Here is a 14,627-nt window from a genome sequence, read left to right as displayed (position 1 = left end):
CCACTAATGCGACAGCTCCTTATTATATTTATTGTTATTGTTTTAATTTTTTGCATTCATCACAAACGCCATTTAATTCTAACTTATGTTCTGTTAAGCTAAATCCAACTTTAGCTTTTATGGCTTCTTCTATTTCTTCCATTGGACATGGTATTTCTACACATTTATTACAAACATCACATTTTAAAGTATGTTTGTGACTTTCCTTTTTTAATACATAAATTGCAGGTCCATCTATGTTAATTTTTTTTATTATATCTTTTTCTTCTAACAATTCTAATGTTCTATATATAGTACTAAGGTTTAAGTTTTCATTGTGCTTTTTGCATTGATAATATATATTTTCTGCTGAAAGCCCTTTATCTGAAGACTCTATTATATTTAAAATTGAAATTCTTCCTGCTGTAACTCTCATTCCTTTTTCTTTTAAATAAATTTCCCAGCTCATTTTATTCTCCTAACGTTCTTATATACAAGTTGTACTAAATACTTTTCACTTATCTAAACTACCTTTGAAATTTATACTATATAAGAAAAATCAATATTTAAGTAACCTATATAAAAATTAAATAATCTATGCTTTCAATTTTTCTATTTTGCTTAAGTAATACTATTATCTTATATCATAATACTGCAATAATATAAATTAATAATTGAAACATATATATAATTATAACACTAATATTCTACATATTAAATATTAAAAAATATCATTTCTAATGCTAATATTAATAATATTATTCCACCTAGCAAATCTGCATATTTACATATAAAATCAACCTTTCTTATATATCTACATAAAAAGAAACCTGTGGTACATATTAGTAAAGTTATTAAGCCTACCAAAACAGCATCAATAAATAACAATATTGCATTAATCTCAAAAAAAGATGTAAAACCAACTACTAAAGCATCTACACTTACTGACATTCCTAAAATTAAATACATTGATTTTTTTATTAAAACAGAATCGTCTTTATCATTCTTTTTAAAAGCTTCAAATATCATTATAAGACCTATTAAAGCTATTACAATTCCGCCTATCATATTAGGAATTGCTACAATATATGTATCAAACAAATTTCCTGCTATTCCCCCCAAAAATATAAATAGAAATTGAAAAAATGCAAATGAAGCTATAAATCCCCATTTATTTTTTCTTTTTAATGTGGGATTTATCCCCAAACATATACTAAGTCCAAGTGCGTCCATAGCCATAGCTACACCAATTAAAATTACCTCTCTTAATCCCATCTTTTAGAAACTCCTCCAAATTATATAATTCTACTCTATATATAATTATAAAGTATAGTATTTATGTATTATTTTTTTGAAATAAACCCTTTTAATATTACAAATTTTATTGTATATTATTAAATAGGGTATATAATATTTTAAAAAGTATATCACATTTTGTATTTTTTTATAAAGGAGAGTAGCTTAATGGCGAATTGTATAATTGCTCAATCTGGTGGTCCAACATCTGTTATTAATTCTAGTGTAGTAGGTTTGTTACAATCAAATAAAGATTTAGGTGCCTTTGATAAAGTATATGCAGGTTTAAACGGAATAGAAGGTATATTAAATGGAAATATAATAGAATTATCATCTTTTTCAGATGAAGAAATAAATACATTTAGATACACACCATCTTCTGGATTAGGTTCTTGTAGATATAAAATGAAGAATTTAGAAGATTCAAGTGAGGAATATGATAAACTTTTAGACATATTAAATATAAACAATATAAAAGCCTTCTTTTATGTAGGTGGAAATGATTCTATGGATACCATTGCTAAATTAGGTAAGTATGCGAAAAGTTCAGGAATAGATATAAAATTTATAGGAATTCCTAAAACAATAGATAATGATTTAATGTATACTGATCATACGCCGGGCTTTGGAAGTGCTGCAAAGTTTATTGCTACAACAGCTCTTGAAACATATTTAGATTCATCAGTTTATATTAATAATGGAATCTTTATCTTAGAAACAATGGGGAGAGATACAGGTTGGCTAGCTGCTTCTTCATGCACAGCTAGAATAAATGGAAAGCCAGTTGCAGACTTTATCTATTTACCAGAAGTTGCTTTTAATATAGAACAATTTCTTCTAGATGTTAGAAAGAAATTTCAAGAAAAGAATAAAGTTTTTATAGTTGTTTCTGAGGGTTTAAAAAATTCTGAAGGCCAATTTATTACTGAAGTTACCAGACAAGCTCATGACAATTTCGGACATGCTCAACTTGGTGGTATAGGTAATTACCTTAAAAACTTAATAATATCATCAGGTATAACAAGTAGAGTAAAATCTCTTGAATTAGGAGTTTTACAAAGATGCTCTATTCACTGTGCTTCTGACGTAGACTTAGAGGAAGCCTTTGATGCTGGTTATTCTGCCTTAAAATTTGCTATTGATGGAAATAGTGGCTATATGGTTGGAATTAAAAGAGATTCAAATTCACCATATACTACATCTCATTTTCTTGTTGAAGCTGATAAAATAGCTAACAATGTTAAATATTTTCCAACAGAATTAATTAATGAAGAAGGAAATCACATAAGAGAAGAAGCTTTAGATTATTTCTTACCTCTTATATCTGGAACCCCTTCTCTTGTAATAGATAATCATTTACCAAAATTCAAAACAATTTCTAAATAATAAAAAAGTATGTAAGATTAATAAATTACTCATAGTTTAAGATTTTCACCAATACTATGAAGTAACCTTTAATTCCTACATACTTTTATTTATGTAAACTTCTAAATTACTAACTTAAATATTATCAATTTAAAAATTATTTAATTAACTACAGAATATTTATTATTACTTATAGTTATTTGATTAGTATAATACCTTAGAGTATAATAAAGTTGGAATTATAACTTTATTATATTTATATATATTGTAGATATTTCAAGATAATAATAGGAGGATAAAATGATAGTTTTAAGTTGCAAAGATATATCGAAAAGCTATGGTATAAGAGATGTATTGAAAAATATTACATTTTCAATTAATGAAGGAGATAAAGTTGGAATTATCGGTGGTAATGGCGAAGGAAAATCTACTCTTTTTAAAATAATTTCTAAAGAAATATCTCAAGATTCTGGAGAAATATTTATTGATAAAAATAGAACCATAGGATATTTAACACAACACGTTGATTTAGATTTAAATAATACTATATATGATGAAATGAACTTAGTTTTTAAAGAATTAACCGATATTGAAAATAAACTTCATACTTTAGAAATCAAGATGAATGAGCCTTATGATGAGAATAAAGCTTCATATCATGAAAAAATTATAAAGGACTATACTACTCTTCAAGACTTATATTCTCATAAAGGTGGCTATACATATAAAGGTGAAATTTCTAGAGTTCTTAAAGGTCTTGGATTTTTAGAAGAGGATTTTGATAAAATAATTTATACTTTAAGTGGGGGACAAAAGACTAGAGTTGCTCTTTGTAAATTACTTTTAAAGAATCCTGATATAATTTTACTAGATGAGCCAACAAACCATCTTGACCTACAAGCTATAGAATGGCTTGAGGATTATTTAAAAAATTATAAGGGAACAGTTTTAGTAATTTCTCATGACAGATTTTTCTTGGACACTGTAACTAATAATACATTTGAAGTTATTAATGGTCACATTAATTGCTACAATGTTTCTTATACTAAATTCATTGAGCAAAGAAAGAAAAATTATGAGGCTCAACTTAAAGCCTATAATCTTCAACAAGCAGAAATCAAAAGGCAAGAAGCAATAATAGAAAAGTTTAGAAGCTTTAATAGAGAAAAAAGTATTCGCGCTGCTGAAAGTAGAGAAAAAGCTTTAGATAAGATGGAGAAGATAGATGCTCCTGATAAAGAAAAGGAAGCTACTAAAATTAAATTTGAAACCTCAGTAAAAAGTGGCTATGATGTTCTTCATATCGAAAATTTAGCTAAAAGTTATGGTGATAAAAAACTATTCTATAATCTTAATTTAGATCTTAAAAGAAGTGAAAAAGTAGCTCTAATTGGTGAAAATGGTCGTGGTAAGACTACTTTATTTAAAATCATTTTAGATAGCTTATCACCAGATAATGGTAAAGTAGTTCTTGGGACAAATGTAAATGTTGGATATTATGATCAAGAACAATCTGATTTAAATTTAGATAAAACCATATTAGATGAAGTTTGGGATGAGTTTCCTAATTTAACTACTTCTAAACTAAGAGGTGCTCTAGCATCTTTCTTATTTACAGGAGATGACGTTTTTAAAATTATAAATACCCTTAGCGGTGGTGAAAAGTGTAGAATTAACTTGCTAAAACTTATGTTATCAAGGTCTAATTTATTATTACTAGACGAACCTACAAATCATCTTGATATAATGTCTAGAGAAGCTCTTGAAGATGCTCTATTAAGCTACGATGGCACATTAATAGTTATATCTCATGATAGATACTTTTTAAATAAAGTAATTAATAGAATACTTGAACTTAATGAAGATGGTATTAAAGAGTTTTTAGGAAACTATAGTTACTATCAAGAAAAGAAAATCAATCCAAATAGATTTGAAATTTTAGAAGAGCTTGCTAACGGCAAAACCAAAACTCAATTAAGAGATGAGAAAAGAAAAAAGAAAGAACTTGAAAAAGAAGAGAAATCTTTAAAATTAAAAATTAAAAAACTTGAAGATGATATATCTAAAGGTGAAGACCATTTATTATCACTTCAAGAACAACTTTGCCTTGAAGAAATTTATTCAAATCCTATTGAAAGTGAGCGAGTAAATAAAGAAATTAAGGATTTAGAAGAAAAAATTTCATTTTTATATGAAGAATGGGAAAACTTAAATAAATAGTGCACTCTATTTTTAAAGATTGCGCTGCAATTTATTTTGGTTCACAGAGCATAACTTACAGTTATTGTATAAAATACCATATATAATATAAATTGCTGAGCAATTCATAAATGAAAGATTTAAAAAATTAAAGCCCATCTACTGCAACTTGCTTGAAGTAGATAGGCTTTAATACTAAGCTCAGTTGTAAAGTACTAAACTTGAACTATAAGTGTAAAATACCTTTTATTCAAAATTCTATAAGGATTTTCTTCTTTCAATCGTTAATTATCAATTATGAATTATTTTCCACTTGAGCCAAACCCGCCCTCGGCTCTTTCAGTATCGCTAAGTTCTTCTACCTCTTCAATATCAACATACCATACAGGTTTAACTATCATTTGTGCTATTTTCATTCCTTTTTCTACTATAAATGGCTCCTTACCATGATTTATTAATATTATTCCAACTTCTCCTCTATATCCTTCGTCTATAGTCCCTGGTGTATTTAAAACAGTTATACCATGTTTTAACGCAAGTCCACTTCTCGGTCTAACTTGAGCTTCTGTTTGTGGTGGTAATTCAATTTTTATTCCAGTCTTTATTAATGCAGTTTCTGATGGATTTATTGTTACCTTCTCTACCGAATATAAATCTAATCCAGCATCTCCTTTATGTGCATAACTTGGTATTATAGCTTCATTATGTATTTTTTGAATCTTTAATTTAAATTTATTCATTAGCAATTCCTCCTATAAAAATAATATATAATACAAAACTATTGTCCACTTAACTAAATCATTAATTAACGCATCTATATTTTATCAATTAACTATAGCTTATGTCTACATCAATATTATTAAAATAAAAAGAGATAAATCTTTTATAATTTATCTCTTTTTATAAGTGTATAAACATTATAATATTTATCTATCTTCTGTAATAAGACATTTTTATTCTATTTACTACACATATATCAGCATATTTATTATTTTTATCTATTGTTACCTCATTCCAACTATAGTAAGAAGGTTTTTCGAAAAATCTTCTATCTACTATTGCAATAACTCTATAACATCCATTTTCTAAATTACTAAATATAGCTTTACCATTACTATCTGTAAATTTTGAATCATACAACTTAGGGGATATTCCATTTAATAAATATAAGTTTATTCTTGCTCCTTTAAGCTCTACACCGTCTTTATTAGCAAGCCTTGATGTCACTTGAATTGTCCCCTTTTCCTCTACTATATTTCTATCTGCAAATTCTTCTTTTGCTTTACCTATTTGTGAGTAAAGATTGTCATATACATCTGAATCAGCGTATTTTTCATCTACTAAAAAATCCTCATTAAAATTATTTTCTATTATTTTTTCTTCGGCTTGATTATTGATTATGTTGCCTCTATTAATCGTTCTGCTAGAAGTTTCCTTTTCAATTTCTTCATCAACCTGAATAAATAAATTCAAGTTACCATTTTCATCTACAGTATACTCTTGTTCTCCATAATCGCTATCATCATTATGATATTGATCATCTATTACTATTTTCATATATACCTCCAAATCGTAATATAGTTACATAATATGATGAGCTTATCGATTTGGTGATAAAATTTCAAAAAAATAACTTTAACTTATAAGCATTTTCATTGCATTATTAAATTCAATTGGCTTACTAAAATAATATCCTTGAATAACATCACAACTAATTTTCTTTAAATAATCTAATTGATTCTTATTTTCTACTCCTTCAGCTACAACTAATAAATTTAAGTAATGAGAAAGATCAACAATACTATTTATTATATACTCACTTTTCTGCTCTATCAGTATTCCATCTATAAAACTTTTATCTATTTTTAGTACATCTATCGGCAATGTTCTTAAATAACTTAATGAAGAGTATCCTGTTCCAAAATCATCTAATGCTAAAGTAACTCCTAATTTTTTTAGTTTTTCCAATGTTTTTATATTTTTCTCTGCTGATTTCATTATTATACTTTCTGTAATTTCAAATTCTATATATTTAGCATCTAAATCATATTTTTTTAATGTATCGTTAACAAATGATACTATTTCTTCATCTCTAATTTGAACCTCTGATAGATTAATTGCCATTTTAAAAGTTTTACTAGTATTTTCTGCTAACTCCTTACATTTTTTAAAGCTTTCTTCAATTATATATTCTCCTATAGGTATTATAAGTCCTGAGTTCTCTGCTATTGGTATAAATTCACTTGGTGACACTTCACCAAGCTCCTTACTATGCCATCTTACAAGAGACTCAAAACCTACTATTTCTCCAGTACTTACATTTACCTTTGGTTGATATAATAACTGAATTTCATTTCTATCTATAGCTACTCTTAATCCCTTTTCTATATCAAATTCCCTATTTAAAATTTCTAATATACCTATATCAAAAAACTCATATCTATTTTTTCCATTTACTTTTGCTAGGTACATTGCCATATCTGCTCTTTTTAACAATATAGCCATATCCTTCCCATCTATAGGATATATACTTACGCCTATACTTAATGTACAAAAAACCTCTTTATCATTTATGATTATTGGATTACTTAGCTTCTTTATTATATTATCTAATATCGATTTAATTTGATGTTTTTCTTGTAAATTATATTGAACTATTACAAATTCATCTCCACCATATCTAGCAAAAAGTGAATCTTCTATCTTCATATTTTTTATTATTTTTGTAAATTCAATTAGTAATAAATCCCCTGCATCATGTCCATATGTATCATTTATATATTTAAAATTATCTAAATCTATAAATATAAATGCCATTTTTTCATTTTTATAATGTCTTATACGCTTTGTAACTTCCCTAACAAAATATCTTCTATTTGGAATTCCTGTAACCTCATCATTGAAACTTAAATAATTAATTTCAATTTCCTTTTCCTTCCTCTCTGTTATATCCGAAAGAGCTCCATGTATAAATAAGTCACCATTTTTCTCTAATCTTTTCTTTCCCTTACTTTGGAGCCAAACTGGCTTGTTGTCTTTACTTAAAATTCTATATTCTATTGAATAAAATTCATCCTTCTTAGAATCCATTACTTTTTTTATTTGTTCATTATATCTTTTTATATCATCTTTCAATATGTAGTTTTGCCAACTTGTATCAGTAATTATTAGATCTCCTTCCCCCTCTATATCTAAATACTTTTTTATACTACTATCAATTGATATTATATTTTGATTGACATTCCACCAGAATACTATGTCTTTAGCTCCTTCTATCGCTAATCTATTTTTATTTTCTATAACCTTATTCATGTTTTCTGTCTTTTTTCTTTCTGTTATATCTACAATAAATCCTGATAAATAGAAAATATTTTTCTTTTCTATTCCTTTTCCCTGAATTTTAGCTATTATCTTTCTATCTATCGAATTTCTTAAAGAACATTCTAAAATAAAATTATCACATATTTTATTTTTAATTATATTTTCAATAAAAATTCTTATATCTTCTCTTTCTTCTTCATCTATAAAAGAATACCACTTTTCAAAACTATCTATATTATCATCACTTCTTAAAATATCTTTAATTTTTGTAGACATATAGAGTTTTTTACTTTCACTGTTCCACTCCCAAATTGCACCTTCAAGAGCATCTATAGCCATTATGTATCTTCTTCTATTTGCTTCAGCTAATTTATATATCTTCTTATACCTTTTATCTGTAAATATTAATTTTAATATTAAAACTAATATAACAAATGTCATTATAAATAATATAGGAGGTAGATTATTTAAACCATTTTTAATTAATAATATGATTATAAATAAGTTAGTAAATATGAAAATACTATTGTTTCTTTCTTTTTTCACTATCATCACCAATGCCTTCTTTTTAATAGTACTCATTAATTATTATTTATTTTATCATATTATTCCACTTATTAACATATTTTTACTTGTATAAAATTAAAAACTATATATTTTAATTTTTAAAGTTTACTTAAATAAGCATATTACCGTTATATTATTTTAATTATGCAGATTATTATTTAAAACATATATTATAAAAATTTAGGAATACTAGTACTAGTATTAATTTATTAGGAGGATTTATAATATGAGTTTTAAAATTCAAAGAAAATTTTTGATTTTATTTTTTTTAACTACTATATTTTCGCTATCTTTTATAACTAATGTCAAAGCGAAAGAGGATAGCCAAGATTTAAAGGAAAAAGTTGTTTATCTAACCTTTGATGATGGACCAGGAGGTAAGATTACAAATCAAATCTTAGATACATTAGAAAAAGAAAATGTACCTGCTACATTTTTTGTTATAGGTTGTCAAATTAAGGGACAAGAAGATATTATTTTGAGAATGAAAAATGAGGGCCACAGTATAGGTCTTCATAGCTTTTCTCATAATAGAAACAAACTTTACTGTGAAGATGATAGTTTTTTACAAGAAATGCTTCAAGGCCAAGAAACTTTATTTGAAGTGACAGGAAAAAAGTACAATATCTTAAGATTTCCTTTTGGTTGTAATAATAAATCTTATAAGTTAACAGATAAATTAGTTGAAAAATTACATGAAAATAATTTTAAGATATATGACTGGACTGTAGATAGTGGAGATGGTGCTAATGCCAATTCAGCTCCTGAAAATATAATAAAAAAAGCATGTAAAGCTGGAGATAATGATAAAGTTATAGTACTAATGCATTGTTCTTATATAAATAAAAATTCATCTTTAGCTCTTCCTTCGATAATTAAATACTATAAGAATAACGGATATATTTTTAAATCCATAGATGAAAATACTCCTGAGGTATATAAAATAATGAAAAAATAAAGTTTAGAGTTGCCGTAAGGCAACTCTAAACTTTATTTATCAACTACTATATTAGTTATTTTTAATGCTATAGTAATTGCTTTATATAATATCATTCCTAATAAAATATTCATTAATGCTGCAGGAATTACTACAATAACAATTAAACTTATGAATGGCCCAGGTAAACCTACTAATATACTTGCCGATCCTAAAAATATTAATCCACTTAATATAGTTCCTAAGCTAAGAGCTAGTAATATTTTTATATTATCTGATATCTTTTCACCAACTAAATTAAATATAAAGTATATTATATTGGCTGTTAACAGCTTGTCTATGATATTAGGTAATTGTCCACCTGGAAACTTTGTAGTAATTGCTGTTAATATTCCTAGTATGATACTTGAAATTAATGTAGTCTTATAATCTTTATTTATTATTATAATTATAAACATCATTGCTAATGCAAAATCTGGTTGCATAGGTAATCCTAAAGCTGGTGTAATTTGATGTAATAGAGCTCCAATAGCTATTAATATTGCATTTAGTGTCATTTTTTTTACATTCATACTTCTATTCATATTAAATTCTCCTTTTTTATAAATTTAATTTATATTTTTTAAATCTCCTTTTGTTCACAACATAATTACCAGCTCCTTTAATTATTGATATAAATAAAAAACGCCCTATACAAAAATGTATAGGACGATATTCTCCGCGTTGCCACCTAAATTGCCTTAAAAGGCCTCTTTAATCAGGTACTAACATACCCTATTCCTTATATCGTAGGACTTACGGATCAACTACTCTAATAAAAATTTCGTATCACTCCTCAGAGGCCCATTCACTATTTGTTTTAGTACCGAAATCACACCACCTTCGGCTCTCTTTGACTTTACAAAATAGATACTCTTCCTCATCAATGGAAATCTATTTATTAATTTATTAATATTTTATGATAGTTTTTATTAATTGTCAACAACTTGAGAAAACTTTTTTCTTTTTGGTAATATTACCATAAAAATAAATAACCCTAATAATAATATCCCTTTTACTATGCTTGTACCACTTATGCTCCACCAAACTCCATCTATTCCAAGTAGTGGAATGCTACTTAATAACATAGCTAATGGTATTCTAAGTCCTGTAAAAATTATACTTACCCAAGACGGAGTTAATGTATTACCTAGTCCTGAAAAAGCTCCTGCTGTAGTTATTTCTATGCACATAAATAGTTGAGAATATCCTAAAATCTTAAGATATACAGCTCCTTTGGAAACAATTCCTGCTTCTGGTATAAATGCTGAGAAAACTTTATCTCCTGAAAATACTAGAAGTATGGTAGCAAAAATTCCTACCATTATTGCCATACTCATTGCTACTTTATATCCCTTTAAGATTCTATCCCACTTATTAGCTCCATAATTTTGTCCAATAAAAGCAGTTAATGCTGTAGCAAAGCCTTCTGCAGTCATCCAAGATATAGATTCTATTTGCGAACCAACTTTTTGAACTGCAATTGCTGTTGGACCCCATGCTGAGATAATTCTACCTATTATCATAGCAAAAAATGCAAACATACAATTTTGAAGTGCAGTTGGAATCCCTAGCTTACATATCTTATTCATATTATTTTTATCTATATACTTTTTATTTTTTAATGTTAAACTATATCCATTTCTTATAAATGCTATTATAAATATAAATGTAACTATTGCTTGAGCTCCTACAGTTGCCAATGCAGCTCCTATAACTCCAAGTCTTGGAAATCCCAATAATCCAAATATCAATATTGGATCAAATATTATATTAATAATCAAACCAACTGTATTTATAAAAAATGGAATCTTGCTACTACCGGAAGCATTAAAAATACCACTAAATAATGGATTTAAGAAACTAAATATCATTCCAAAAGAAACTATTACCAAATATTCTATGGACATATTTATTATATTTGCTTCTCCTAGCTTAAAGAATCCTATTAACTGTTTTCTAAATATAATTAATAAACACATATATATTATTGCTGTTATTATATTTATAAATAAACCATTATAAATAAATTTATTTTTTTCCTTAATATCGTCTTTTCCTATGGATTGAGATACTCCTATTTCCGTACCTATTTTAGATATAAATACAAGAGAACTTCCAAACCAAGTAAAAAAACCAGCTGTTCCTACAGCTGCAACTGCATCACTACCAATTCTTCCTACCCACATCATATCGACAAGATTATACGCCATTTGTATAAATGATGTACCTAGTATTGGAATTGATAACTTTAATAATGTATTTACTATATTTCCTGAAACTAAATTTACTGATTTCTTCATATGTACCCCCTTTTAATTGTTATGTTATCTCTAAGATTATATATTTTTTAATATTATTTTTCAACATATTTAGTATATAATAATAATTATTATATACTAAATATGTTGAACTTTATAAACCTCAATTTTACAATGAAAAAAAACTCCAATAGGAGTTTTTTGCATTCAATTTATTTTTAGTAATTCCAAGCAAATTACATATATAGTTGCATATCTTTTATAATTAATAATATTTAATAAAATAGCTTTTCTACTTATTTAACATATTAATTACATTTTCAAAATTTTCTGGTTTACTATAGTAAAAACCCTGAACAGTATCACAATCTATACTTTTTAAATAATCTACTTGCTCTTTTTCTTCAACACCTTCAGCTACAACTGTTATACCTAGCTTATGAGATAATTGTATTATATTTTCAATTATATATCTACTTTTATCATTTTCAGTCATATCAATAACAAAACTTCTATCAATTTTTAAGACATCTATTGGTAATTTAGTTAAATGATTTAATGAAGAGTATCCAGTACCAAAATCATCTAAAGCTATTGATGATCCTAAGTCTTTTATTTGTAATAAACACTCTATATTTCTGTCTACAGATTTCATTATCATACTTTCTGTTATCTCTACCTCTATGTATTTAGGTGAAACATTAAACTCTTTAATTAAAGAATTAAAATATTCTATCAAATCACCCTGCCTTAATTGTATTTCAGATAAATTAACTGCTATTTTAAAATTATCATATCCTTCTGATAATAAATACTTTACTCTTATAAACACTTCTCTTAATACAAATTTCCCAATTGGTATTATAAGCCTAGTATTTTCTGCTATAGGAATAAATTCACCTGGACTTACAAATCCTATTTCATTACTTTTCCATCTAAGTAATGCTTCAAATCCATTAACCTCATCATCAGTAAGCCTTACTTTAGGTTGAAAAACAACGAACATTTCATTATTTTCTAACGCGGTTCTAAGACCTCTTTGAATAGAGTAAATTCTATTTATTTCTCTTGATATATTATTATTAAACATTTGACATTGATTTTTTCCATTTCCTTTTGCTATATACATTGCAGCATCAGCATTTTTTAATAGAACTTCAAAATTTTCGCCATCATCTGGAAAAACAGATATTCCTATACTTGATGAAGAATATATTTTATCGTTATTTATATTATATGGTTTCTTTAATATATCAATAATCTTCCTTGTTGTGTACTTTATTTCATTTAAACTATTTATTGATGGTAGAAATATCAAAAATTCATCTCCACCGAATCTACATAATAGTTTATTATCATCAAATGCATTCTTTAAATCCTCTGAAAATCGTTTCAAAAATATATCTCCACACTTGTGCCCATAAGAATCATTTATAAACTTGAAATTATCTATGTCTATTATAATTAAAGCTCCTCTAGATTCCAATTTAGTATGATTTTTAAGTTCTTCCTCAATTATATCTTTAAAATGTTTTCTATTATTTAGTCCTGTAAGTTCGTCATATTGAGTCATATACTCTAATTTTAAATGAGCTTCCTTTTCTTTGGTTATATTATATAAATATCCTTCAAAGCCTAAGAATTCACCATTTTTATTTATTTTACTTTGCCCTTTAACGCTTATCCATAATTCTTGTCCTAAAGCATTTATTATCTTTACTTCAGTTTCTTCTTCATTATTTATTACTGCTTCAATTAAAATCTTTATATAATCATTGTGCACATATTTTTTACTCTCATCAACAGTAAATATAATAAACTCCTCATCGTATCCAATGATTTCTTTATTATTTCCATAAAGCATAATTGAATCTTGTTCTTTATTTACAGAAATAAATAGTCCTTTAATGGATTTTACAAAAGATTCTTTTGAGCTTAATAAAAATTCTTTATGACTTTGTAAGTCAATAGAATTTTTATTGTTTTTGTTAAGGGGGCTAACATCCTTGTTATAACTATTTTCCCTAATCATACCTTCTTAATCCTTCTCAAAGCATATTTTTCATAAAAAGATTATTTATTTCTCTTCTTCTACTATTTCTTTTTCGTCCTCTACTTTAACTTCATTTTCTAATTTTTCTTTATTATCGTTTATTAATGTAGCAACTAAAGCCGCACCTGCTGCTAATCCAAGTGCTAACTTACTAATATTTTTAAGCTTCATAAATTTTTCCTCCTACCCGCTTACTTAAATTGATTTTGTTCTTTCTCATATTTATACCCTATCAAACTTAATTTCTCTATCAATTCTTCCTCTGTTACATCTATATCTTCACATAATGCTGATAAATTTGAATAAAAATCTCTTAATTTCATATTTACCAGGCTTAATAAAATATTAGGATCCATAGATAAAATACTTTCTCTATCCATAATATTTCTCCTTTAAATATAATTTCTATTTATTTGAAATCACAAATAAAATATACCATATATCCTTTAATAAAAAAAGCATATTATAGATCTTTTTGTATATTTATTGAAATGTTATTTCTTTTATATTATCGTAAATAATTAGATTTTTTTAATATATTTTATCTATTTTTTTAATACATTTTAGTTATTTTTATAAAATCTTGAGAAGCTACTTTGTGAAATTATTA

General features: G+C 26.1%; 13 protein-coding genes and 1 other annotated feature. Of the genes, 3 read left to right on the top strand and 10 right to left on the bottom strand.

The window, feature by feature from the left end; translation table 11 throughout:
- Nucleotides 1–34 precede the first annotated feature (34 nt).
- Together AAT22_RS09880 and AAT22_RS09875 are read right to left on the bottom strand one after the other, a co-directional pair.
- Nucleotides 35–448: a Fur family transcriptional regulator gene (locus AAT22_RS09880; protein WP_016208253.1), complete on the bottom strand. Its 414-nt coding sequence runs from the start codon at nucleotides 446–448 to the stop codon at nucleotides 35–37.
- A gap of 245 nt (nucleotides 449–693) precedes the next feature.
- Nucleotides 694–1,254: a manganese efflux pump gene (locus AAT22_RS09875; protein ID WP_016208254.1), complete on the bottom strand. Its 561-nt coding sequence runs from the start codon at nucleotides 1,252–1,254 to the stop codon at nucleotides 694–696.
- A gap of 189 nt (nucleotides 1,255–1,443) precedes the next feature.
- Between AAT22_RS09875 and AAT22_RS09870 the strand changes: the two genes are divergently transcribed.
- Together AAT22_RS09870 and AAT22_RS09865 are read left to right on the top strand one after the other, a co-directional pair.
- Nucleotides 1,444–2,661, top strand: coding sequence for a 6-phosphofructokinase (locus AAT22_RS09870; RefSeq protein WP_047001068.1), 1,218 nt, complete (start codon nucleotides 1,444–1,446; stop codon nucleotides 2,659–2,661).
- A 279-nt stretch (nucleotides 2,662–2,940) separates the two neighbouring features.
- A complete protein-coding gene (locus AAT22_RS09865; RefSeq protein ID WP_047001067.1) occupies nucleotides 2,941–4,860 on the top strand; it encodes an ABC-F family ATP-binding cassette domain-containing protein in 1,920 nt (639 codons plus the stop codon).
- A 281-nt stretch (nucleotides 4,861–5,141) separates the two neighbouring features.
- Here AAT22_RS09865 and dut read toward each other — a convergent pair whose 3' ends face one another.
- The 3 genes from dut to AAT22_RS09850 form a co-directional block, all read right to left on the bottom strand.
- Nucleotides 5,142–5,579: a dUTP diphosphatase gene (gene dut, locus AAT22_RS09860; protein ID WP_016208257.1), complete on the bottom strand. Its 438-nt coding sequence runs from the start codon at nucleotides 5,577–5,579 to the stop codon at nucleotides 5,142–5,144.
- Between the two features lie 190 nt (nucleotides 5,580–5,769).
- Entirely contained in the window at nucleotides 5,770–6,396 is a 627-nt protein-coding gene (locus AAT22_RS18560; RefSeq protein WP_016208258.1) for a SpaA isopeptide-forming pilin-related protein, read from the bottom strand.
- A 78-nt stretch (nucleotides 6,397–6,474) separates the two neighbouring features.
- The gene (locus AAT22_RS09850; RefSeq protein WP_242849804.1) at nucleotides 6,475–8,712 is read right to left on the bottom strand and encodes an EAL domain-containing protein; all 2,238 of its coding nucleotides are present in this window, start codon (nucleotides 8,710–8,712) and stop codon (nucleotides 6,475–6,477) included.
- Nucleotides 8,713–8,953: 241 nt separating this feature from the next.
- Between AAT22_RS09850 and AAT22_RS09845 the strand changes: the two genes are divergently transcribed.
- Nucleotides 8,954–9,685, top strand: a complete 732-nt coding sequence (locus AAT22_RS09845) for a polysaccharide deacetylase family protein (RefSeq protein WP_047001066.1) — start codon at nucleotides 8,954–8,956, stop codon at nucleotides 9,683–9,685.
- A gap of 32 nt (nucleotides 9,686–9,717) precedes the next feature.
- Here the strand turns inward: AAT22_RS09845 and AAT22_RS09840 are convergent, their stop codons facing one another.
- The 5 genes from AAT22_RS09840 to AAT22_RS09825 all read right to left on the bottom strand — a co-directional run bounded on the left by AAT22_RS09840 (nucleotide 9,718) and on the right by AAT22_RS09825 (nucleotide 14,397).
- On the bottom strand, nucleotides 9,718–10,236 hold the full coding sequence (locus AAT22_RS09840; RefSeq protein ID WP_040436915.1) for a tryptophan transporter: 519 nt from the start codon (nucleotides 10,234–10,236) through the stop codon (nucleotides 9,718–9,720).
- Between the two features lie 129 nt (nucleotides 10,237–10,365).
- Nucleotides 10,366–10,599 (bottom strand) — a binding site (T-box leader).
- Nucleotides 10,600–10,635: 36 nt separating this feature from the next.
- On the bottom strand, nucleotides 10,636–12,006 hold the full coding sequence (locus AAT22_RS09835) for an MATE family efflux transporter (RefSeq protein WP_047001065.1): 1,371 nt from the start codon (nucleotides 12,004–12,006) through the stop codon (nucleotides 10,636–10,638).
- A 250-nt stretch (nucleotides 12,007–12,256) separates the two neighbouring features.
- Complete coding sequence (locus AAT22_RS09830; protein ID WP_052953934.1) at nucleotides 12,257–13,996, bottom strand: bifunctional diguanylate cyclase/phosphodiesterase; 1,740 nt, start codon at nucleotides 13,994–13,996, stop codon at nucleotides 12,257–12,259.
- Between the two features lie 45 nt (nucleotides 13,997–14,041).
- The gene (locus tag AAT22_RS19065; RefSeq protein ID WP_156174308.1) at nucleotides 14,042–14,188 is read right to left on the bottom strand and encodes a hypothetical protein; all 147 of its coding nucleotides are present in this window, start codon (nucleotides 14,186–14,188) and stop codon (nucleotides 14,042–14,044) included.
- 20 nt (nucleotides 14,189–14,208) lie between these two features.
- Nucleotides 14,209–14,397, bottom strand: a complete 189-nt coding sequence (locus tag AAT22_RS09825) for a DUF4250 domain-containing protein (protein WP_047001064.1) — start codon at nucleotides 14,395–14,397, stop codon at nucleotides 14,209–14,211.
- Between the last annotated feature and the right edge of the window lie 230 nt (nucleotides 14,398–14,627).

It is taken from the genome of Clostridium sp. C8, from assembly GCF_001010885.1.
GTDB classification, from domain to species: domain Bacteria; phylum Bacillota; class Clostridia; order Clostridiales; family Clostridiaceae; genus Clostridium; species Clostridium sartagoforme.
The sequence above is the reverse complement of the archived record's forward strand: the minus strand, read 5'-3'. Positions and strand labels throughout refer to the sequence as shown.